General features: G+C 58.6%; 18 protein-coding genes and 2 tRNA genes. 1 reads left to right on the top strand and 19 read right to left on the bottom strand.

The features are described 5' to 3' along the window. Positions 1 to 62: 62 nt before the first annotated feature. The 15 genes from pnp to rlmE all read right to left on the bottom strand — a co-directional run bounded on the left by pnp (position 63) and on the right by rlmE (position 15,369). Positions 63 to 2,168 carry a polyribonucleotide nucleotidyltransferase gene (gene pnp / locus ACA041_RS03590; protein ID WP_497439911.1) on the bottom strand — a complete coding sequence of 702 codons (2,106 nt, stop codon included), beginning with the start codon at positions 2,166 to 2,168 and terminating at the stop codon, positions 63 to 65. A 198-nt stretch (positions 2,169 to 2,366) separates the two neighbouring features. Further along, a complete protein-coding gene (rpsO, locus tag ACA041_RS03585; RefSeq protein WP_064679783.1) occupies positions 2,367 to 2,636 on the bottom strand; it encodes a 30S ribosomal protein S15 in 270 nt (89 codons plus the stop codon). 118 nt (positions 2,637 to 2,754) lie between these two features. Next, positions 2,755 to 3,672 (bottom strand): tRNA pseudouridine(55) synthase TruB, encoded by a 918-nt coding sequence (gene truB, locus ACA041_RS03580; RefSeq protein WP_497439910.1) that lies wholly within the window; start codon positions 3,670 to 3,672, stop codon positions 2,755 to 2,757. Between the two features lie 3 nt (positions 3,673 to 3,675). Continuing rightward, entirely contained in the window at positions 3,676 to 4,077 is a 402-nt protein-coding gene (gene rbfA / locus ACA041_RS03575; RefSeq protein ID WP_045060039.1) for a 30S ribosome-binding factor RbfA, read from the bottom strand. Positions 4,078 to 4,236: 159 nt separating this feature from the next. Next, complete coding sequence (gene infB / locus ACA041_RS03570; RefSeq protein WP_497439909.1) at positions 4,237 to 6,768, bottom strand: translation initiation factor IF-2; 2,532 nt, start codon at positions 6,766 to 6,768, stop codon at positions 4,237 to 4,239. A gap of 27 nt (positions 6,769 to 6,795) precedes the next feature. Further along, positions 6,796 to 8,277, bottom strand: a complete 1,482-nt coding sequence (gene nusA / locus ACA041_RS03565) for a transcription termination factor NusA (protein WP_007900474.1) — start codon at positions 8,275 to 8,277, stop codon at positions 6,796 to 6,798. Between the two features lie 47 nt (positions 8,278 to 8,324). Further along, positions 8,325 to 8,783, bottom strand: a complete 459-nt coding sequence (gene rimP / locus ACA041_RS03560; protein ID WP_010463487.1) for a ribosome maturation factor RimP — start codon at positions 8,781 to 8,783, stop codon at positions 8,325 to 8,327. Positions 8,784 to 8,921: 138 nt separating this feature from the next. Beyond that, positions 8,922 to 8,998, bottom strand: a tRNA-Met gene (locus ACA041_RS03555). A gap of 96 nt (positions 8,999 to 9,094) precedes the next feature. Beyond that, positions 9,095 to 9,180, bottom strand: a tRNA-Leu gene (locus tag ACA041_RS03550). Positions 9,181 to 9,202: 22 nt separating this feature from the next. Further along, a complete protein-coding gene (gene secG, locus ACA041_RS03545) occupies positions 9,203 to 9,586 on the bottom strand; it encodes a preprotein translocase subunit SecG (protein WP_010463489.1) in 384 nt (127 codons plus the stop codon). A 4-nt stretch (positions 9,587 to 9,590) separates the two neighbouring features. After that, positions 9,591 to 10,346, bottom strand: coding sequence for a triose-phosphate isomerase (tpiA, locus tag ACA041_RS03540; protein ID WP_497439908.1), 756 nt, complete (start codon positions 10,344 to 10,346; stop codon positions 9,591 to 9,593). 66 nt (positions 10,347 to 10,412) lie between these two features. Next, complete coding sequence (gene glmM / locus ACA041_RS03535) at positions 10,413 to 11,750, bottom strand: phosphoglucosamine mutase (RefSeq protein WP_497439907.1); 1,338 nt, start codon at positions 11,748 to 11,750, stop codon at positions 10,413 to 10,415. 16 nt (positions 11,751 to 11,766) lie between these two features. Continuing rightward, on the bottom strand, positions 11,767 to 12,618 hold the full coding sequence (folP, locus tag ACA041_RS03530) for a dihydropteroate synthase (RefSeq protein ID WP_497439906.1): 852 nt from the start codon (positions 12,616 to 12,618) through the stop codon (positions 11,767 to 11,769). Between the two features lie 8 nt (positions 12,619 to 12,626). Further along, positions 12,627 to 14,537, bottom strand: a complete 1,911-nt coding sequence (ftsH, locus tag ACA041_RS03525) for an ATP-dependent zinc metalloprotease FtsH (protein WP_497439905.1) — start codon at positions 14,535 to 14,537, stop codon at positions 12,627 to 12,629. Between the two features lie 199 nt (positions 14,538 to 14,736). Next, positions 14,737 to 15,369: a 23S rRNA (uridine(2552)-2'-O)-methyltransferase RlmE gene (rlmE, locus tag ACA041_RS03520; protein ID WP_201114939.1), complete on the bottom strand. Its 633-nt coding sequence runs from the start codon at positions 15,367 to 15,369 to the stop codon at positions 14,737 to 14,739. A gap of 106 nt (positions 15,370 to 15,475) precedes the next feature. Between rlmE and ACA041_RS03515 the strand changes: the two genes are divergently transcribed. After that, a complete protein-coding gene (locus ACA041_RS03515; RefSeq protein WP_059403182.1) occupies positions 15,476 to 15,784 on the top strand; it encodes a YhbY family RNA-binding protein in 309 nt (102 codons plus the stop codon). A 9-nt stretch (positions 15,785 to 15,793) separates the two neighbouring features. On the opposite strand, the gene ACA041_RS03510 is transcribed toward ACA041_RS03515, so the two are convergent. The 4 genes from ACA041_RS03510 to carA form a co-directional block, all read right to left on the bottom strand. Beyond that, positions 15,794 to 16,198 (bottom strand): MFS transporter, encoded by a 405-nt coding sequence (locus tag ACA041_RS03510; protein WP_497439904.1) that lies wholly within the window; start codon positions 16,196 to 16,198, stop codon positions 15,794 to 15,796. 28 nt (positions 16,199 to 16,226) lie between these two features. Continuing rightward, positions 16,227 to 16,703, bottom strand: coding sequence for a transcription elongation factor GreA (gene greA / locus ACA041_RS03505; protein ID WP_150633542.1), 477 nt, complete (start codon positions 16,701 to 16,703; stop codon positions 16,227 to 16,229). Then, positions 16,700 to 19,921: a carbamoyl-phosphate synthase large subunit gene (gene carB / locus ACA041_RS03500; RefSeq protein ID WP_497439903.1), complete on the bottom strand. Its 3,222-nt coding sequence runs from the start codon at positions 19,919 to 19,921 to the stop codon at positions 16,700 to 16,702. The genes greA and carB overlap by 4 nt, the downstream gene beginning before the upstream one ends. Before the next feature lie 117 nt (positions 19,922 to 20,038). Beyond that, complete coding sequence (gene carA, locus ACA041_RS03495) at positions 20,039 to 21,175, bottom strand: glutamine-hydrolyzing carbamoyl-phosphate synthase small subunit (RefSeq protein ID WP_497439902.1); 1,137 nt, start codon at positions 21,173 to 21,175, stop codon at positions 20,039 to 20,041. Positions 21,176 to 21,318 lie beyond the last annotated feature (143 nt).

Genomic DNA, 21,318 nt, shown 5'->3' with positions numbered 1-21,318 from the left:
CCCCGCAGCTTTCACTGCGGGGCATTTTTTATAACGTTGAAGCGGTCAGGCGTGGGGAGTAATTAAACGCCCGAAGCCTTGGCTGCTGCTACGTCTTTGATGGACAGCTTGATACGGCCGCGGTTGTCCACGTCCAGTACCAGTACTTCCACTTCCTGGCCTTCTTTCAGGATGTCGGTCACTTTCTCTACGCGAGCGTCGCTCAGCATCGAGATGTGAACCAGACCGTCCTTGCCGGGCAGGATGTTGACGAATGCGCCGAAGTCGACGATGCGCTCAACCTTACCGACGTAGATCTTGCCGATTTCAGCTTCAGCGGTGATGCCCAGAACGCGCTGACGTGCTGCTTCAGCCGCTTCCTTGGTTTCGCCGAAGATCTTGATCGAACCGTCGTCTTCGATGTCGATCGAAGCCTTGGTCTCTTCACAGATCGCACGAATGGTCGCGCCGCCTTTACCGATGACATCACGGATTTTGTCGGTGTCGATTTTCATCGCGATCATGGTCGGAGCGTTTTCCGACAGTTCGGTACGCGACTGGCCAATGATCTGGTTCATCTGACCGAGGATGTTCAGGCGCGCTTCCAGGGCTTGGCCCAGAGCGATCTCCATGATTTCTTCGGTGATGCCTTTGATCTTGATGTCCATCTGCAGCGCGGTCACGCCTTTGGCGGTACCGGCTACTTTGAAGTCCATGTCGCCCAGGTGGTCTTCGTCACCCAGAATGTCGGTCAGGACGGCGAATTTCTCGCCTTCTTTAACCAGACCCATGGCAATACCGGCAACCGGTGCCTTCATTGGAACGCCGGCATCCATCAGCGCCAGGGAAGCGCCGCAGACCGAAGCCATGGAGCTCGAACCGTTGGACTCGGTGATTTCCGACACTACACGAATGGTGTACGGGAACACGTCGGCAGCAGGCAGCATGGCCTGAATCGAACGACGGGCCAGACGGCCGTGACCGATTTCGCGACGACCGGCGCCACCCATGCGACCACACTCACCTACCGAGAACGGAGGGAAGTTGTAGTGCAGCATGAACGGGTCTTTTTTCTCGCCTTCCAGGGTGTCCAGCAGTTGTGCGTCACGGGCGGTGCCCAGTGTTGCAACAACCAGGGCCTGGGTTTCGCCACGGGTGAACAGCGCCGAACCGTGGGTCTTTGGCAGAACACCGACTTCGATGTTCAGCGGACGAACGGTGCGGGTGTCACGACCGTCGATACGGGGCTTGCCGTTTACGATGTTTTCGCGAACGGTGCGGTATTCGATTTCACCGAAAGCCGCTTTGACTTCAGCGGAAGTCGGCTGGCCTTCTTCGCCGGACAGGTTGGCAACCACCTGGTCTTTCAGCTCGCCCAGACGTGCATAACGGTCAGCTTTGACGGTGATGGTGTAAGCCTGGGAAATCGCGTCGCCGAACTCGGCACGGATAGCGCCCAGCAGTGCGCTGGCTTCAGGCGCAGGAGTCCAGGCCCAGGTTGGCTTGGCGGCTTCGGCGGCCAGTTCCTTGACAGCGTTGATCACGACCTGGAATTCGTCTTGAGCAAACAGTACCGCGCCCAGCATCTGGTCTTCGGTCAGCTCTTTGGCTTCCGATTCAACCATCAGCACGGCATCGGCAGTACCGGCAACGACCATGTCCAGGCTCGACGCTTTCTGTTGTTCGTAAGTCGGGTTCAGCAGGTAGCCGGTGCTTTCGTGGAACGCAACGCGGGCAGCGCCGATCGGGCCATCGAAAGGAATACCGGAGATGGCCAGCGCAGCCGAGGTACCGATCATCGCAGCGATGTCCGGATCGGTCTTCTTGCTGGTGGAAACGACGGTGCAGACAACCTGCACTTCGTTCATGAAGCCTTCTGGGAACAGCGGACGGATCGGACGGTCGATCAGTCGGGAAGTCAGGGTTTCTTTCTCGGAAGGACGGCCTTCGCGCTTGAAGAAACCGCCAGGGATCTTACCGGCAGCGTAAGTCTTTTCCTGGTAGTGAACGGACAGAGGGAAGAAGCCCTTGCCTGGATCGGCTTGCTTGGCACCGACAACAGTCACCAATACGCTGACGTCGTCGTCAACGGTGACCAATACTGCGCCGGAGGCCTGACGGGCGATACGGCCAGTCTCGAGGGTAACGGTCGACTGACCGAACTGGAATTTTTTGATTACCGGGTTCACGGTGTCCTACCTTCTTTTGTGGCTCTTGGGGAACTTGTCTTCTTGCGAAATTCTTGGGCAACGCCGGGAATCGGCCCGACTGTCATTGTCCAGGTAAAGCGGTGGTCCAGATAAAACTTGAGGCTGGGAGCCTGCCCTGCGCCTGCGGGAAACCCGCTGACGCACAGCAAACAACCAACCTCATAGCGCAATCGCTGATTAGCGACGCAGACCCAGGCGACCGATCAGCGAGCTGTAACGGCTCACGTCTTTGCCTTTCAGGTAGTCCAGCAGCTTACGACGCTGGTTTACCATACGGATCAGACCACGACGGGAGTGGTGATCTTTACCGTTGATCTTGAAGTGACCTTGCAGTTTGTTGATGTTGGCGGTCAGCAGTGCAACTTGCACTTCCGGCGAACCAGTGTCACCAACAGCTTGCTGATAGTCAGCTACGATTTGAGCTTTTTCTTGAACGTCGAGAGCCATGAGGCAATCCTTTTATCAGGAAACTGTTTCAAAGAAACAGCTTCAACAGGCCAGGGACAAATCCCTGTATCTAAAAATGAGGAAGTGACCGTGCCTGTTAACAGCCACCCTCGTTCGGTCATTCTGACCGAATCAGTCGACGTGGCGCGATGCGCCCGTCTTCGCTCACTTCACCGATACCGATGAAGCGACCATTGTGATCCTGTACCCGTACCATGCCGAACTTCGGTGCATCCGGGGCTCGTACCGGCTGGCCGTTAAGCCAGTAGAACGAGCTGTGCTCCGAGAACTGCAACAACGGCCAATCCAGCAGGCCGCTGTCCGATGGCATCAGGAAGCGATCGACCGCTTCGTTGCCGCCTTCGGCATGTACCGCTTCCAACTCTTCCAGGGTGACCGTCTGGGCCAGCGTGAAAGGCCCGGCCTGGGTACGTCGCAGTTCAGCAACGTAAGCGCCACAACCGAGTTGCTCACCGATATCCTCCACCAGGGTGCGGATATAGGTGCCTTTGGTGCAATCCACCGCAAGCCGCGCAGTATCACCTTCAAAAGCCAGCAATTCCAAGCGCGCAATAGTAACAGAACGCGGTTCGCGCTCCACTACTTCGCCTGCACGGGCCAGCTTGTACAGCGGCTGGCCATCACGCTTGAGGGCCGAGTACATAGGCGGTATCTGACTGATTTGCCCGCGGAATTTCGGCAGTACCGCTTCGACATCGGCGCGACCAACGGTCACCGGGCGCTCCAGCAAAACTTCACCTTCGGCATCGGCCGTGGTGGTGGTTTTGCCCAGTTGCGCCAGGGTTTCGTAACCCTTGTCGGAATCGAGCAGGTATTGCGAGAACTTGGTGGCCTCACCGAAGCACAACGGCAACACGCCGGTGGCCAGCGGATCGAGACTGCCGGTGTGCCCGGCCTTCTCGGCATTCAGCAGCCAGCGCACCTTCTGCAACGCGGCGTTGGAGGTAAACCCCAGCGGCTTGTCGAGCAGGATGATGCCACTGACGTTACGACGGATACGTTTGACCTGAGCCACCGATTACTCCTTGGCGTCTTCGGGTTCAGCCGCTACCGGGCGCTGACTGTCTTCAGCCACCGCACGTTCGATCAGGGCCGACAGGTGCGCGCCGCGCACGACGCTTTCGTCGTAGTGGAAGTGCAACTGCGGAACGCTGCGCAACTTCATTTCACGGGCCAACTGCATACGCAGGAAACCGGCGGCGGAGTTGAGCACCTTGATGCTTTGCGCGATGTCTTCGGCGTTGTCCTGGCCCATCACGGTGATGAAGATCTTGGCGTGACCGACGTCACGGCTGACTTCAACAGCGGTAATGGTGACCAGGCCGACGCGCGGGTCTTTGACTTCACGACGGATCAGCTGTGCCAGCTCACGCTGCATCTGATCGCCGATACGTTGGGTACGGCTGTATTCTTTTGCCATGTCTTGTTACCTGTTACTGCCTCACGGTGAAACCCGTGGGGTCTGAAAGCGGCAAACGCCCGGCCTGACAAAAGCCAGACCGGGCGTTGCGTTTAGAGTCCTGACGCTGTGCCGCGCATCTGCATGCGGCGGCTCATCGTGGCCCTTGAAGTGCGCGAGTCAGAGGCTGCGAGCAACCTGAACCTTCTCGTAAACTTCGATCTTGTCGCCAGGCTTGACGTCGTTGTAGCTCTTGACGCCAATACCGCATTCCATGCCGGCACGTACTTCGGAAGCGTCATCCTTGAAGCGGCGCAGGGATTCCAGCTCGCCTTCGAAGATAACGATGTCTTCACGCAGTACACGGATTGGACGGTTACGGTGAACAACACCTTCGATAACCATGCAACCGGCGATCGCGCCAAACTTCGGCGAACGGAACACGTCACGCACTTCAGCGATACCCAGGATGTTCTCGCGAACATCGCTGCCCAACATACCGGTGAGGGCTTTCTTGACGTCTTCGATGATGTCGTAGATCACGTTGTAGTAACGCATATCCAGGCCTTCCTGCTCGACGATCTTGCGAGCGCCAGCATCGGCACGCACGTTGAAGCCGAACAGTACAGCGTTGGAAGCGAGTGCAAGGTTGGCGTCGGATTCGGTGATACCACCGACACCGCCACCGACAACACGCACTTGCACTTCGTCGTTACCCAGGCCGTTCAAGGCACCGTTCAACGCTTCCAGCGAACCACGGACGTCAGATTTGAGGACGATGTTAAGCGTCTTCTTCTCTGCCTGGCCCATGTTCTCGAAGATGTTTTCAAGCTTGCCGGCGTGAGCACGGGCCAGTTTGACTTCGCGGAACTTGCCTTGACGGAACAGAGCCACTTCACGGGCTTTCTTCTCGTCCGACAGCACGCTCATCTCGTCGCCAGCGTCCGGAGTACCGTCCAGGCCGAGGATCTCGACAGGGATGGAAGGACCGGCTTCTTTGATTGGCTTGCCGTTCTCGTCGAGCATGGCACGTACACGGCCGTAGTTCGAACCGACCAGGACCATGTCGCCTTGGCGCAGGGTACCGTCTTGAACCAGAACGGTAGCAACCGGGCCACGGCCCTTGTCGAGACGCGATTCAACTACAACGCCACGGCCAGGAGCGGAAGGCGTGGCCTTCAATTCCAGAACTTCGGCTTGCAGCAGAACAGCTTCGAGCAACTCGTCCACGCCAGTACCGACTTTCGCCGAAACCGATACGAACGGGGTGTCGCCGCCCCACTCTTCCGAGGTCACGCCGTGAACCGACAGTTCGCTACGGATGCGATCGAGATCGGCGCCCGGCTTGTCGATTTTGTTCACGGCTACTACCAGAGGAACACCGGCAGCCTTGGCGTGCTGGACAGCTTCAATGGTCTGCGGCATTACGCCGTCGTCCGCTGCAACTACCAGGATCACGATGTCGGTCGCCTTGGCACCACGGGCACGCATTGCGGTAAACGCGGCGTGACCCGGGGTGTCGAGGAAGGTGACCATGCCGCGTTCGGTTTCAACGTGGTACGCACCGATGTGCTGGGTGATACCGCCGGCTTCGCCAGCAGCTACCTTGGCACGACGGATATAGTCGAGCAGCGACGTCTTACCGTGGTCAACGTGGCCCATTACGGTCACAACTGGCGCACGGGAGAACGTCTCACCTTCAAACTTCAGGGACTCGGCCAGGGAATCTTCCAGGGCGGTGTCGCTGACCAGGGTCACTTTGTGGCCCAACTCCTCAGCCACAAGCTGAGCAGTTTCCTGATCAAGCACCTGGTTGATGGTCGCTGGAGTACCCAGTTTGAACATGAACTTGATGATTTCAGCAGCCTTGACCGACATCTGCTGGGCGAGATCGCCAACAGTGATGGTCTCGCCGATCTGCACATCACGCACGACAGGGCCGGTTGGGCTCTGGAAACCGTGGGCGTTGCGTTTTTTCAGCTTGGCCTTGCCGCGACCACCACGACGGAAGCCATCGCTTTCTTCGTCGGTAGTACGTGGGGCAACGCGTGGAGCAGGCGCTTTCTCTTTGACCGAGGCACGATGCGGAGCGTTTTTACGCTCGCCGTCGCCACCACCGCTGCGACGATTGTTATCGTCGGCACGTGGTTTATCCGGACGGCGCTGTTCGTTCTGCTTGTTGCGAACGTCAGCAGACGGTGCTGGAGCAGCGGCTACAACCGGTGCGCTTTCGCGTACTGGCTCGGCAACTGCAGCAGGCGCTGCAACGGCGTCGTTAGTAGCGGCTTGCGCAGCAGCAGGCTGGCGACGCGCTTCTTCTTCGGCGCGACGCTTGGCTTCTTCTTCAGCCTTCTGACGTGCAGCATTGTCTACTGCGCGACGTTCTTCCAGTTCGCGTTTGCGCTCGGCTTCGATTTCTTCCGGGCTGCGCTGTACGAAGACTTTCTTCTTGCGTACTTCAACGCTGATGCTTTTGCTGCCAGCAACACGCAGGGTGCTGGTGGTTTTGCGCTGCAATGTAATCTTGCGCGGTTCTTCCACTTTCGCCTTGTGGCTGCTCTTCAAGTGAGTCAGCAGAGACTGCTTCTCACTATCGCTCACACCTTCATCGGCGGCGGTGTGCGGCAGACCTGCCTCACGCATCTGCTGCAACAGGCGCTCTACCGGTGTTTTGACCTCATCGGCCAGTTGTTTCACCGTGACTTGCGTCATGCACTTCTCTCCTCAGGCCGCGCCTAATTACTCGAACCAGTGGGCTCGGGCGGCCATGATCAACTTGCCGGCACGATCATCGTCAATGCCGTCGATGTCGAGCAGATCGTCAATAGACTGCTCGGCCAGGTCTTCGCGGGTAATTACGCCGCGCACCGCCAGTTCCATCGCCAAATCCTTGTCCATACCCTCAAGCGAGAGCAGGTCTTCGGCCGGATGGGCGTCTGCCAGCTTTTCCTCAGTAGCGATGGCTTTGGTCAACAAACGATCCTTGGCGCGAGCGCGAAGCTCGTTGACGGTTTCTTCGTCAAAGCCGTCGATGTTGAGCATTTCTTCCAACGGTACGTAGGCAATCTCTTCCAGGCTGGTGAAACCTTCGTCTACCAGCACCTGTGCCAGGTCTTCGTCGACTTCCAGCTCGTCGATGAAGTTGCGCAGGATGTCGCCGGTTTCTGCTTGCTGCTTAGCCTGGATGTCCGATTCGGTCATCACGTTCAGGGTCCAGCCAGTCAATTGGCTGGCCAGACGCACGTTCTGACCACCGCGACCAATGGCCTGAGCCAGATTGTCTGCGCCAACGGCGATGTCCATGGCATGGGCATCCTCGTCAACGATAATTGCCGCCACTTCAGCCGGCGACATTGCATTGATCACGAACTGAGCCGGGTTATCGTCCCACAGGACGATGTCCACACGCTCACCGCCCAACTCACCCGACACTGCCTGGACGCGCGAACCGCGCATGCCGATGCAAGCGCCTTGCGGGTCGATGCGTTTGTCCTTGGAGCGGACCGCGATCTTGGCGCGCGAACCCGGATCACGGGAGGCAGCCATTACTTCGATCAGGCCTTCAGCGATTTCCGGCACTTCGATGCGGAACAACTCGATCAGCATTTCCGGCGCGGTACGCGACAGGATCAGCTGCGGGCCGCGGTTCTCGGTGCGGATTTCCTTGAGCAGCGCACGCAGGCGCACGCCAACCCGGAAGGTTTCGCGAGAAATGATGTCTTCGCGGGCCAGCAACGCTTCTGCGTTGTTACCCAGGTCGACGATCACGTTGTCGCGGGTCACTTTCTTCACGGTGCCGGAGATGATTTCCCCCAGGCGCTCGCGATAGGCATCAACGACTTGAGCACGTTCGGCTTCGCGAACTTTCTGCACGATGACTTGCTTGGCAGTCTGTGCAGCAATGCGGCCGAATTCGATGGATTCGATCTTTTCTTCGACTACGTCGCCAACCTTGGCGCCAGGATGCGTTTCTGCAACCTTGCTCGGCCAGGTTTCGATGGCCGGATCGTCCAGGTCTGCTTCTTCGACGACCGTCCAGCGACGGAAGGTCTCGTAAGCACCGGTGTGGCGATTGATTTCCACACGCAGATCGACTTCGTCCTCAAAACGTTTTTTGGTAGCAGTGGCCAGAGCCAGCTCCAGCGCTTCAAAAATTACGTTTGCCGGTACGCCCTTTTCATTGGATACCGACTCAACAACCAGCAGTACTTCTTTGCTCATCGTACGCCTCGCCTTTCGCAAGCCATTGGATCCGCGGGATCCGCGTCTCAGTCAAAACTGGGAATAATGTTGGCCTTGTCGATCATATCGATCGGCAACAGGAACTCATGGTCTTCAACCTGCACCACGACGTCCTGCTCTTCTACACCGCGCAGAAGGCCCTGAAAGTTGCGTCGCCCTTCAAAAGGCGAGCGCAGCTTGATCTTCACTTGTTCACCGGCAAATTTTGCAAACTGCTCAATAGTGAACAGTGGGCGTTCCATGCCAGGCGAGGAAACTTCAAGGGTGTATTCAACGGCGATCGGATCTTCAACATCCAGGACACCGCTGATCTGACGGCTGACGATGGCGCAATCGTCCACCAGCACACCGCCTTCTTTATCAATATAAACGCGCAACATTGAGTGGCGACCTTGAGCCGAAAACTCAATACCCCAGCATTCATAGCCCAGGGCCACGACCACCGGGGCCAACAAGGCCTGCAACTCTTCTAGCTTGCTCGACACCTGAACCCCCTCGTGCATGTATGTGCATGCTATGCAAAATAAAAAAATGGGCGAAACGCCCATCCTTGAAACGCCGTCGAACAGCGGCGTAGAAAGTGTCCAGCTAACAAAAAGCCCCTTAAAAGGGGCTCCTGAAACTGGTTGCGGGGGCCGGATTTGAACCGACGACCTTCGGGTTATGAGCCCGACGAGCTACCAGACTGCTCCACCCCGCGACAAAGCTGGGGCGGAAGTATACGACTGATCCCTCACAGGGTCAATGTAACCTTCCACCTACAAGAAAGCCCGCAACAGCGGGCTCTCCTGATAATTGGTACCGAGAAGGGGACTCGAACCCCTACACCCTATGGGCACAACCACCTCAAGGTTGCGTGTCTACCAATTCCACCACCTCGGCAATACTACGTTTGAAACCCTTCTTACTTTTGCTCTTGAGCTGGAGGCACGTCAGTCGCTGGGGTAGCCGACTTTTGCTCTTGAAGCACCGGGACATCATCAGAAGCCGGTTGTTGCTTTGGAACTTCCAACACTGCCGGGTTTGGCAAACCTACCTGAGTCAGCTGTTGAGCTTTCTCTTTAGCAAAGTAACCTAACCCTAAGCTGGTTATGAAGAAACCGGCGGCAAGTATAGCAGTAAACTTACTAAGAAAGGTAGAGGAACCTTGGCTTCCGAACACAGTATTTGAAGCACCTGCTCCGAAAGACGCGCCAGCATCCGCACCTTTACCCTGCTGCAGCAAAACCAGAGCAACTACGCCCAATGCACCCAGCAGATGAAAAACGACTACGACTGTTTCCAGCATTTTTTCAGTTTCCCGCGGCGCGACAAATCGCACCGAACTCATCTGCATTCAGGGACGCTCCACCAATGAGCCCCCCATCGATATCCGGCATGCCGAACAGTTCGACCGCATTGGCCGCCTTCACGCTGCCGCCGTATAGAAGCCGCACACCTTGCGCGACTTCAGAATTCTCTGCCGCCAACTGGGCGCGAATGGCTGCGTGCACATCCTGCGCCTGTTGCGGCGAAGCAGTCAGCCCGGTGCCAATGGCCCAGACCGGCTCGTAAGCGATTACTGCCTTGGCAAAGACACCAACACCCAGCTCCTCAATGATACAGCCAAGCTGACGCCCGACAACCTCAAGAGTTTTCCCGGCTTCGCGCTCTTCAAGGGTTTCCCCTATGCACAACACCGGAATCAAGCCACATGCCTGTGCCGCTGCGAACTTGCGGATCAGCATCCCGTCCTGCTCGCCCATTATCTGGCGGCGTTCGGAGTGCCCGACAAGCACCAGGGAACAACCTGCATCCACCAACTGACTCGGTGCAACTTCACCGGTCAATGCGCCTTGCATGGATTCCACCGCAGAGTTCTGCGCGCCGATCGAAACCGGCTGGCCTTTCAAGCCATCAATCACTTGATTGATATGCAGGCAAGGCGGGAATACCGCAACGTCAACATCGCTCGGCAAGTCCAGACGGCGGAGGCCGTCAATCAGCTCAGCGACGCTGGTGCGGGTACCGTGCATCTTCCAGTTACCAGCTACCATAGGGCGACGCATGCTGTACCTCGTCGGTCAAAGTGGGCGCAGATGTTACCCAACACAATCATGGCTGGCAAGCCGAATTCAGGCAGAAACTTCAGTAACCAGGTTTGCCAGCTCTTCGGCGTAGGCACGAACCTGTGTTTCGTCCTCGCCTTCGACCATTACCCGCACCAACGGCTCCGTCCCGGACTTGCGCAACAGCACACGCCCCCGGCCGGCCATGGCCTGGGTAACGCGCTCGCTCGCCTCTTTGACCGCCGGATGATCCAGGGGGCTTGCACCACCGCCGAATCGTACATTGATCAGCACCTGAGGGCACTTGCGCAGCGCCTGACGCGATTGCGCCAGCCCTTCTGAGCGAGTCTTGAGCGCCATCAACACCTGCAAGGCGGCAATGATCGCGTCACCGGTGGTGGTGTGACTGAAGCAGACAATGTGCCCCGAGTTTTCACCGCCCACCAGCCAATCGCGCTCCTGCAACTCGGAGATGACGTAACGGTCGCCGACATTGGCCCGCACGAATGGGATCGACAGGTCCGCCAGGGCCAGTTCCAGCCCCAGGTTACTCATCAAGGTACCGACCACACCGCCCTGCAGCTTGTTGCGCTCATGCAGGTCGCGAGCAATGATGAACAGCAATTCATCACCGTCGACGACGGTGCCGGTGTGATCGACCATCTGAACCCGGTCGCCGTCACCGTCAAAGGCGATACCCAGATCGGCATGCTCGGCCAATACGGCAGCCTGCAGCGGCTCCATATGGGTCGAACCGCAATTTTCATTGATGTTCAGGCCATTGGGATGAGCGGAAAGCACCACGACTTCGGCGCCCAGCTCCCGGAATACACTCGGCGCCACCTTGTAGGTCGCACCGTGGGCGCAGTCGAGCACGATCTTCAGGCCGGCGAAGCTGGTGCCGGTCGGGACGCTGCTCTTGCAGAATTCGATGTAGCGGCCCGACGCGTCATTGATGCGCGAGACCTTGCCGATCTTGCTCGACTCGACCACGGTCATCGGGGTGTCGAGCAACTCTTCGATCATATGCTCGACTTCATCCGGCAGCTTGGTGCCCTTCCCGGAGAAAAACTTGATGCCGTTGTCGTCGTGGGGATTGTGCGAGGCGCTGATCACGATGCCTGCTTCGGCATGGAAGGTGCGCGTCAGATAGGCGATGGCCGGCGTCGGCATCGGGCCCAGGAGCATCACGTCGGCACCCGCCGACGTCAGCCCGGCCTCGAGCGCCGATTCGAACATGTAGCCGGAGATCCGGGTGTCCTTGCCCACCAGCACCTTGCAGGCGCCCTTTTTACGGAACGCCATGCCCGCAGCCCAACCGAGCTTGAGCATGAAGTCAGGGGTAATCGGGTATTCGCCGACCCGGCCACGAATGCCGTCGGTGCCAAAGTATTTTTTAGTCATAAGCTCTCCATGATTCTTATTCGGCTGATTCCACTGCGGCGATCATCCGCACGACATCGACTGTTTCGGCCACATCATGGACGCGCAATATACGCGCTCCCTTGAATGAGGCCAGCGCCGCGAGCGCGAGACCGCCATGCAGGCGCTCTCCGACCGGGCGATTCAAGGCCTGACCTATCATGCTCTTTCGCGAAACCCCGACCAGCAGGGGCCGCCCCAAGGCATGCAAGGCTTCCATATGCTTGAACAAGCTTAGATTGTGTTGCAGGGTTTTGGCGAAGCCGAAGCCCGGATCAAGAATGATCCGCTCGGCGGGAATGCCTGCCGATGCGCATTGCGCCATGCGCGCGCCAAGAAACTCGCCCACTTCGCGGGTCACGTCCTGATACTGCGGGTCATCCTGCATGTCGCCCGGCTCACCGAGCATATGCATCAGACAGACCGGCAAGCCGGTAGCCGCGGCCGCATCCAGCGCGCCATCGCGGCGCAGCGAGCGCACGTCATTGATCAACCCGGCCCCAAGCCGTGCGGTTTCGCGCATGACGGACGGGGTAGAGGTATCAACCGAGATGATCACATCCAGCTCGCGATGAATTCGCTCGACGATGGGCGCTACGCGCTCCAGCTCCTCCAGCGGTGAAACCGCCCTGGCGCCCGGCCGGGTCGATTCGCCACCAACATCGATCAGCGTCGCGCCGGCCGCCACCATGGCTTCGGCGTGGCGCAAGGCCGCATCGAGCTGGCTGTATCGGCCACCATCGGAAAAGGAATCGGGAGTGACATTGAGAATGCCCATGACATGCGTCAGGGCCAAATCAAGAACCCGGTTGCCGCAAGGCAACCGGGTCGAGGACTGAACAGAAGTCATTTCAAACCTTAAACGTCAGCAGCAGGACCGCCGATTGGTGTTTCCGGACGCTCGCCCTGCACGACCGGAGGTGTCCCGGAAGTACCAGTGCCGCCCGACCAGTCGCGAGGTTCGCGTGGCGTACGGCCCGCCATGATGTCATCGATCTGATCGGCATCGATCGTTTCGTACTTCATCAAGGCATCGGCCATGGCGTCGAGCTTGTCACGGTTATCCGTGAGGATCTGCTTGGCAGTGCCGTAGCACTGGTCAATGATGCTGCGCACCTCGGAGTCGATCAGCTTCGCTGTCTCACCGGAGAAACTTGCGCCCTGACCGCCGCCGCCACGACCGAGGAACACTTCATTCTCTTCTTCGGCGTACATCAACGGACCGAGTTTTTCCGACAGGCCCCACTTGGTCACCATGTTCCGTGCGATCTGGCTGGCACGCATGATGTCGTTGGATGCACCGGTGGTGACGCCATCGAAGCCCAGGGTCATTTCTTCAGCGATGCGGCCGCCGTACAGCGAGCAGATCTGGCTGATCAACGCCCGCTTGGACAGGCTGTAGCGATCTTCTTCCGGCAGGAACATGGTCACACCCAGCGCACGTCCGCGCGGAATGATCGACACCTTGTAGACCGGGTCATGCTCAGGCACGACACGACCGACAATGGCGTGGCCGGCTTCGTGATAAGCGGTGTTCTGCTTCTCTTTCTCGGACATGACCATGGATTTGCGCTCGGCACCCATCATGATCTTGTCTTTGGCCAGTTCGAACTCTTTCATTTCGACGATGCGCTTGCCGGCACGAGCAGCGAACAACGATGCCTCGTTCACCAGGTTCGCCAGATCGGCACCGGAGAAACCAGGGGTACCACGAGCGATCACGGCCGGAGCGACATCGTCACCCATTGGCACTTTGCGCATGTGGACCTTGAGAATCTGCTCACGACCACGGATATCCGGCAGACCGACCACAACCTGACGGTCGAAACGGCCCGGACGCAGCAGCGCCGGGTCCAGTACGTCCGGACGGTTGGTGGCGGCGATGACGATGATGCCGTCATTCATTTCGAAGCCGTCCATCTCTACCAGCAACTGGTTGAGCGTCTGTTCGCGCTCGTCGTGACCGCCGCCCATGCCGGCGCCACGGTGGCGACCGACGGCGTCGATTTCATCGATGAAGATGATGCATGGCGCGTGTTTCTTGGCCTGCTCGAACATGTCGCGAACACGGCTGGCACCGACACCGACGAACATTTCGACGAAATCGGAACCGGAAATGGTGAAGAACGGCACTTTGGCTTCGCCGGCAATCGCCTTGGCAATCAAGGTTTTACCGGTACCGGGAGGACCGACCATCAGCACACCGCGAGGAATGCGACCGCCCAGGCGCTGGAATTTGCCCGGATCACGCAGGAACTCGACCAGCTCGCCGACTTCTTCCTTGGCCTCGTCGCAACCGGCAACGTCGGCCAGGGTGGTTTTCACCTGATCTTCGGAGAGCAGGCGTGCCTTGCTCTTGCCGAAGCTCATCGGCCCGCCCTTGCCACCTGCACCGCCCTGCATCTGGCGCATGAAGAACATGAACACGGCGATGATCACCAGGATCGGGAAGCTCGCGACCAGGAGTTGAGTCCAGATGCTTTGCTGTTCAGGCTGCTTGCCTTCGACCACGACGTGGTTGTCCACGAGATCGCCGATCAGACCGTTATCCTGGATTGCCGGACGGATGGTCTTGAAGCTGTCGCCATCGTTGCGCTTGCCGGTAATCACATAGCCGTCCACGGCTACGCGCTCGACCTTGCCATCCTTGACCTGCTGGATGAAGTCGGAATAGTTGAGGGTCTGCGGCTCGTTAGGGCTGGAGAAGTTGTTCATCACCGTCACCAGGACTGCCGCGATGATCAACCACAGGATCAGATTCTTTGCCATATCGTTCAATTAACTACCCTCTGAAGCAAGCGCCGCTGATGGCGCGCGCTTCGCATGATATTCACCGGCCTAACTTACTACATTACCTACAACTCTGGCAGGCGCCGTCTGTAACCCTTTGTGAAACACTTCCTACACAATATTCGCTATTTCTCACAAGGCGAAATGCGAAAATCCTATCGCCCCGGTCGAAAATTCCCTACTCCTCGCTGCGCCCGCGGAAACCACGGCCCAGCAAGTACTGCTCGCGGGAGCGATCGCGCGACGATTTCGGCTTGCGCGTCGTGACCTTCTCGAACTGCTTGCGCACGCTCTTGTGGTACTCGTCGAAACCTTCACCCTGGAAGATCTTGATCAGGAAATCACCACCTGGCTTCAGCACCCGAGTGGCGAGGTCCAGTGCCAACTCGCACAGGAACATCGATCTCGGCATATCAACAGATGCCAGTCCACTCATATTGGGGGCCATATCGGAAATCACAAGGTCTACTTCTTTATTTCCGACCGCTTCAAGGATTTGTGCCAGCACGGCGTCCTCGGTGAAATCGCCCTGGATAAAGGTCACATCGGGGATGCTGTCCATTTCAAGGATGTCGGAAGCGATCAACGTCCCTTGCCCACCAATCAGACGACTGGTCACCTGGGACCAGCCACCTGGCGCAGCGCCGAGGTCGATCACGCTCATGCCCGGGCGGATCAAACGATCCCTTTCCTGGATCTCCAGCAATTTGTAGCTGGCACGGGAACGATACCCGTCTTTTTGCGCCATTTTGACGAATGGGTCGTTGAAATGCTCTTGCAGCCACTTAAGGCTTGTCTTGGAACGGGCCACGGGCCACCTCGAAAAATAAAACGGGTCGTGATTAACTGGGCGGTCCCGGACTCGCTCGGGTAAACTGGCCGCCGCTTTTTACAAGATCAGACGCAGGGGTCAGATTATGCCGCTCACTCAAGAGCAGAAGAAACAGTACAAATCCATTGGCCACCATCTGAAACCAGTTTTGATCGTGGCTGATAACGGTTTGACTGAAGGTGTGTTAGCCGAACTTGAACGCGCATTGGCGGATCACGAGCTGATCAAGATCAAGCTCAACATCCTCGATCGCGAATCGCGCCTGGCTTCCGTTGCAGAACTCTGCAAGGTCGGCAAGGCGGACCTGGTTCAGGTCATCGGCAAGATGGCACTGATTTACCGCAAGAACTTCAGCGTCAACAAGCAGCTGTCGAACGTCCATCGCTTCAAATGATGGCAAGGGTCAAGGGTGTGCTTCGCGCACCCTGCCACTCCATCCCGGCACCGGCTGCAATACCAGCACCAACCCGGAAAACCCCAGAACAAGATAGCTGAACACCTGCCAACGCACTGCATCCGGCCAACCGAAGCGTACCGCGAAATACATCGCACACGCATACAGCCCTATCATCAGCAGTTGCCCGCGAATATCGCGCCATAGACTGGCAAGGCCCTCGGCCTGAACCAGCACCAAAGCCTGAAAAATCACACACGCCGCGGCAAATCCCACCATCAGCGTATTCAGCATGCCTGCAATTTCGTCGATCAGCAGCGGTGCCAGGCCAATGTGACCCAGCACCGGCAGCAGACCGATATGCAACAGCCACAGGCCGCCAACCCATAACATCTGGGTCAGCTGCCAAAGCATGGCGCCCGCATGTAGCGGGCGCCTGCGTTCAGATGTGGCGAACTTCGACAATCTCGTACTCGATAACGCCGCCTGGCGTTTTCACGGCGACCACGTCGCCCTCTTCCTTGGCAATCAAGGCGCGGGCCAGTGGCGACCCCACCGAAATCTTGCCGAGTTTGAAGTCCGCCTCATCCTCACCCACGATGTGGTAAGTGACGCGCTCATCAGTCTCGACGTTGGCGATTTCCACGGTGGTGCCGAAAATCACTTTGCCAGTGTGAGGAATGGTCGTGACGTCGATGATGACCTGGTTCTGAATCCGGCCTTCGATGTCACGAATCCGCGCCTCGACCATCCCCTGCTGCTCGCGGGCAGCGTGGTATTCGGCGTTTTCCTTCAGGTCACCCAGTTCGCGGGCTGTCCCGATGTCCTGGCTGAGCTTCGGACGGACGACCTTGGTCAGGTGAGCGTGTTCTTCTTCCAGGGCTTTCGCGCCCTGGACGGTCATTGGGTATTTGATCATGCCTTCAATCCTGCGTGTAGATCCTGCAAGCGGCGTACAGTCTTCTCGGGACCGAACTTCAGCGCTTCGCAGATAGCTTCGCCAGCAGCAATAGTCGTGGTGCAGTAGATCTTGTGCTGCAGGGCATTACGACGAATGGAGTACGAATCAGCGATCGACTGACGCCCTTCGGTGGTGTTGATGATCAAGGTAACTTCGTCGTTCTTGATCATGTCGACCACGTGCGGACGACCTTCGGTCACCTTGTTCACGCGACGCACTTTCAGGCCTGCGGCTTCGATCAGCCTGGCAGTACCGGCAGTGGCGACCACTTCGAAGCCCAAGTTGATCAGATCACGGGCCACGCCTGCAACCAGTGGCTTGTCGTCGTCACGTACGCTGATGAATGCGGTACCGCCGGTCGGCAGCACTTCGCTGGCGCCCATCTGGGCCTTGGCAAATGCTTCACCGAAGGTGTCGCCCACGCCCATCACTTCACCGGTGGACTTCATCTCAGGGCCCAGGATCGGGTCCACGCCAGGGAATTTGGCGAACGGGAACACCGCCTCTTTCACACTGTAGAAGTTCGGAATGATTTCCTTGGTGAAGCCGATTTCCTTCAGGGTTTTACCGGCCATCACGCGCGCCGCGATCATCGCCAGGGAAACACCGATGCACTTGGACACGAACGGTACGGTACGGGAAGCGCGCGGGTTGACTTCGATGACGTAGATGTCTTCGCCTTGCAGCGCCAACTGAACGTTCATCAGGCCGACCACGCCCAGCTCCAGGGCCATTTTCTTGACCTGTTCGCGCATCTCGTCCTGGATGTGTGCTGGCAGCGAGTACGGCGGCAGGGAGCACGCGGAGTCACCGGAGTGAACACCGGCCTGCTCGATGTGCTGCATGATCGCGCCGATCACCACGTCGGTGCCGTCGCAGACCGCATCCACGTCCATTTCGATGGCGCAGTTGAGGAAGTGGTCCAGCAGCACCGGGCTGTCGTTGGACACTTTCACTGCATCGCGCAGGTAGCGCTTGAGCTCTTCTTCTTCGTAGACGATTTCCATCGCCCGACCGCCCAGTACGTAGGACGGACGCACCACCAGCGGGTAACCGATCTTGCTGGCGGCACGAATCGCTTCGTCTTCGCTGCGCACGGTAGCGTTTGGCGGCTGACGCAGGTTCAGGCGCTCGACCATCTGCTGGAAGCGCTCGCGGTCTTCGGCACGGTCGATGGCGTCAGGGCTGGTGCCGATGATCGGCACGCCGGCTTCTTCCAGGGCACGCGCCAGTTTCAGCGGGGTCTGGCCGCCGTACTGGACGATCACGCCTTTTGGTTTCTCGACGCGGCAGATTTCCAGCACGTCTTCCAGGGTCACTGGCTCGAAGTACAGGCGATCGGAGGTGTCGTAGTCGGTGGAAACGGTTTCCGGGTTGCAGTTGACCATGATGGTCTCGTAACCGTCTTCGCGCAGGGCCAGTGCCGCGTGGACGCAGCAGTAGTCGAACTCGATGCCCTGGCCGATACGGTTTGGACCGCCGCCGAGGATCATGATCTTGTCGCGGCCCGACGGCGCGGCTTCGCACTCTTCCTCGTAAGTCGAGTACATGTAAGCGGTATCGGTGGCGAACTCGGCCGCGCAGGTGTCAACGCGCTTGTAGACCGGGTAAACGTCGAGCTTGTGACGGTGGCGACGCAGGCTCTTCTCGGTTACGCCCAGCAGCTTGGCCAGACGCATATCGGAGAAGCCTTTGCGCTTGAGCTTGAACATCAGGTCGCGGTCGATGCTGGCCAGACCCAGGGTCTTGACCTTCTCTTCGTCCTTGATCAGATCTTCGATCTGCACCAGGAACCACGGGTCGATCATGTTCATGCCGAAGATGTCTTCCACCGACAGACCGGCACGGAAGGCGTCAGCCACGTACCAGATGCGCTCGGCGCCCGGCACGGTCAGTTCGCGCTTGAGGATGCTCATGCTTTCCGGGTTGCTCAGGTCGAGCTTCTCGTCCAGGCCGCAAACGCCCACTTCCAGACCGCGCAGGGCTTTCTGCAGGGACTCCTGGAAGGTCCGGCCGATGGCCATGACTTCACCCACCGACTTCATTTGCGTGGTCAGGCGCGCGTCGGCTTTCGGGAATTTCTCGAAGGCGAAGCGTGGCAGCTTGGTCACGACGTAGTCGATGGACGGCTCGAAGGACGCAGGAGTAGCGCCGCCGGTGATTTCGTTCTGCAGTTCGTCCAGGGTGTAGCCGATCGCCAGCTTGGCAGCGATACGCGCAATCGGGAAACCAGTGGCTTTCGAAGCCAGGGCCGAAGAACGGGATACCCGCGGGTTCATCTCGATGACCACCATACGGCCAGTGTCCGGGCAGATGCCGAACTGGACGTTGGAGCCGCCGGTTTCCACGCCGATCTCGCGCAGTACCGCCAGGGAGGCGTTACGCATGATCTGGTATTCCTTGTCCGTCAGGGTCTGTGCCGGCGCAACGGTGATCGAGTCACCGGTGTGCACGCCCATCGGGTCAAAGTTTTCAATGGAGCAGACGATGATGCAGTTGTCCTTCTTATCGCGGACAACCTCCATCTCGTACTCTTTCCAGCCGATCAGGGATTCGTCGATCAGCAGCTCTTTGGTCGGCGACAGGTCCAGGCCGCGGGCGCAGATTTCTTCGAACTCTTCACGGTTGTACGCGATACCGCCACCGGTGCCGCCCATGGTGAAAGACGGACGGATGATGCACGGGAAGCCAAGCTTCTCGAGCACTGCGTTGGCTTCTTCCATGCTGTGGGCGATACCCGAGCGCGGGCAGTCCAGGCCGATGGATTTCATCGCCTTGTCAAAGCGCGAACGGTCTTCGGCCTTGTCGATGGTGTCGGCATTGGCGCCGATCATCTCTACGCCGAATTTCTCCAGGACGCCTTCGCGCTCCAGGTCCAGGGCGCAGTTCAGGGCAGTCTGGCCACCCATGGTTGGCAGCAGCGCGTCCGGACGCTCTTTCTCGATGATCTTGGCAACGGTCTGCCACTTGATCGGCTCGATGTAGGTGGCGTCGGCCATGTCCGGGTCGGTCATGATGGTCGCCGGATTGGAGTTCACCAGGATGACGCGGTAGCCCTCTTCGCGCAGGGCTTTGCAGGCCTGGGCGCCGGAGTAGTCGAATTCGCAGGCCTGGCCGATCACGATCGGGCCAGCGCCGAGAATCAGGATGCTTTTAATGTCTGTACGTTTTGGCATGGGTTGTCACTCAAATCCGCAGGTCAGTCGGCAAGCCGTCTTGTTCAATCTCTGAAGCCTTGAGGGGGCCACCGGTGTCGGGGCCACCCTCAAGACATGCAACATCAAGGCGAGCGATCAGCGTCGCTTGGCCATTTCGTTGATGAAGCGATCGAACAATGGCGCTACGTCGTTCGGGCCAGGGCTGGCTTCAGGGTGACCCTGGAAGCTGAAGGCGCTCTTGTCGGTAAGCTCGATGCCTTGCAGGGTGCCGTCGAACAGCGATTTGTGGATCGCGCGAACGTTGCCTGGCAGGGTCGCATCGTCTACCGCGAAGCCGTGGTTCTGACTGGTGATCATCACCACACCGCTGTCCAGGTCCTGGACCGGGTGGTTGGCGCCGTGGTGGCCATGCCCCATTTTCAAGGTCTTGGCGCCAGCGGCCAGGGCCAGCAGCTGGTGACCGAGGCAGATGCCGAACACCGGGATGTCGGTTTCCAGCACGTCCTTGATCGCCTGGATCGCGTAGTCGCATGGCTCGGGATCGCCCGGGCCGTTGGACAGGAACACGCCATCCGGATTGAGCGCCAGCGCTTCAGCCGCTGGCGTCTGAGCCGGCACCACGGTCACGCGGCAACCGCGCGCAACCAGCATGCGCAGGATGTTCAGCTTGACGCCGTAGTCGTAGGCAACCACGTGGTACGGCAGCTCGGAGGCGTCGATGGTCGCATGGCTGTCGGTTTTCAAATCCCAGACAGTCGAGCGCCATTCGTACTTCTCCTTGGTGCTGACGACTTTCGCCAGGTCCATGCCTTTCAGGCCAGGGAAGCCTTGCGCTGCGGCAATCGCCGCTTCTTCGGAGATGTTGTCACCAGCCATGATGCAGCCGTTCTGCGCGCCTTTCTCACGCAGGATGCGCGTCAGGCGGCGGGTGTCGATACCGGCGATTGCCACCACATTGTTGGCTTTCAGGTAGTCGGACAGAGACAGCTTGTTACGCCAGTTGCTCGCAACCAGCGGCAGGTCACGGATGACCAGGCCAGCGGACCAGACGCGATCGGACTCGGCGTCTTCCGGTGTGGTACCGGTATTGCCGATGTGCGGGTAAGTCAGGGTAACGATCTGTTGGGCGTAGGAAGGATCGGTAAGGATTTCCTGATAGCCGGTCATGGCGGTGTTGAACACCACCTCACCAACGGTTTGACCGTCGGCTCCAATGGCTTCGCCGCGAAAAATGCTGCCATCAGCAAGGGCGAGTATGGCTGGCTTAGTCAAGAAGACCTCCCGTAAATAAAGCCTGAAAGGGCGATCGCAGGTTGTAAAAAAGCGGAGTGACGTATGGACACGTCACCCCGCTTCTTCACCGAATAATTCTGCGCGCTTTTAGTGGACACACTAAAGCTGTAGCTTACAGAAAA

This window comes from Pseudomonas sp. LBUM1676 (assembly GCF_059695605.1).
This window is presented reverse-complemented; position numbering and strand designations above follow the sequence as displayed.

Coding starts and splice junctions, on each gene's coding strand:
- rpsO (WP_064679783.1), bottom strand. CDS start 2,636: ATGGCTCTCGACGTTCAAGAAAAAGCTCAAATCGTAGCTGACTATCAG.
- rbfA (WP_045060039.1), bottom strand. CDS start 4,077: ATGGCAAAAGAATACAGCCGTACCCAACGTATCGGCGATCAGATGCAG.
- infB (WP_497439909.1), bottom strand. CDS start 6,768: ATGACGCAAGTCACGGTGAAACAACTGGCCGATGAGGTCAAAACACCG.
- nusA (WP_007900474.1), bottom strand. CDS start 8,277: ATGAGCAAAGAAGTACTGCTGGTTGTTGAGTCGGTATCCAATGAAAAG.
- secG (WP_010463489.1), bottom strand. CDS start 9,586: ATGCTGGAAACAGTCGTAGTCGTTTTTCATCTGCTGGGTGCATTGGGC.
- tpiA (WP_497439908.1), bottom strand. CDS start 10,346: ATGCGTCGCCCTATGGTAGCTGGTAACTGGAAGATGCACGGTACCCGC.
- glmM (WP_497439907.1), bottom strand. CDS start 11,750: ATGACTAAAAAATACTTTGGCACCGACGGCATTCGTGGCCGGGTCGGC.
- folP (WP_497439906.1), bottom strand. CDS start 12,618: ATGACTTCTGTTCAGTCCTCGACCCGGTTGCCTTGCGGCAACCGGGTT.
- ftsH (WP_497439905.1), bottom strand. CDS start 14,537: ATGGCAAAGAATCTGATCCTGTGGTTGATCATCGCGGCAGTCCTGGTG.
- ACA041_RS03515 (WP_059403182.1), top strand. CDS start 15,476: ATGCCGCTCACTCAAGAGCAGAAGAAACAGTACAAATCCATTGGCCAC.
- ACA041_RS03510 (WP_497439904.1), bottom strand. CDS start 16,198: ATGCTTTGGCAGCTGACCCAGATGTTATGGGTTGGCGGCCTGTGGCTG.
- greA (WP_150633542.1), bottom strand. CDS start 16,703: ATGATCAAATACCCAATGACCGTCCAGGGCGCGAAAGCCCTGGAAGAA.
- carB (WP_497439903.1), bottom strand. CDS start 19,921: ATGCCAAAACGTACAGACATTAAAAGCATCCTGATTCTCGGCGCTGGC.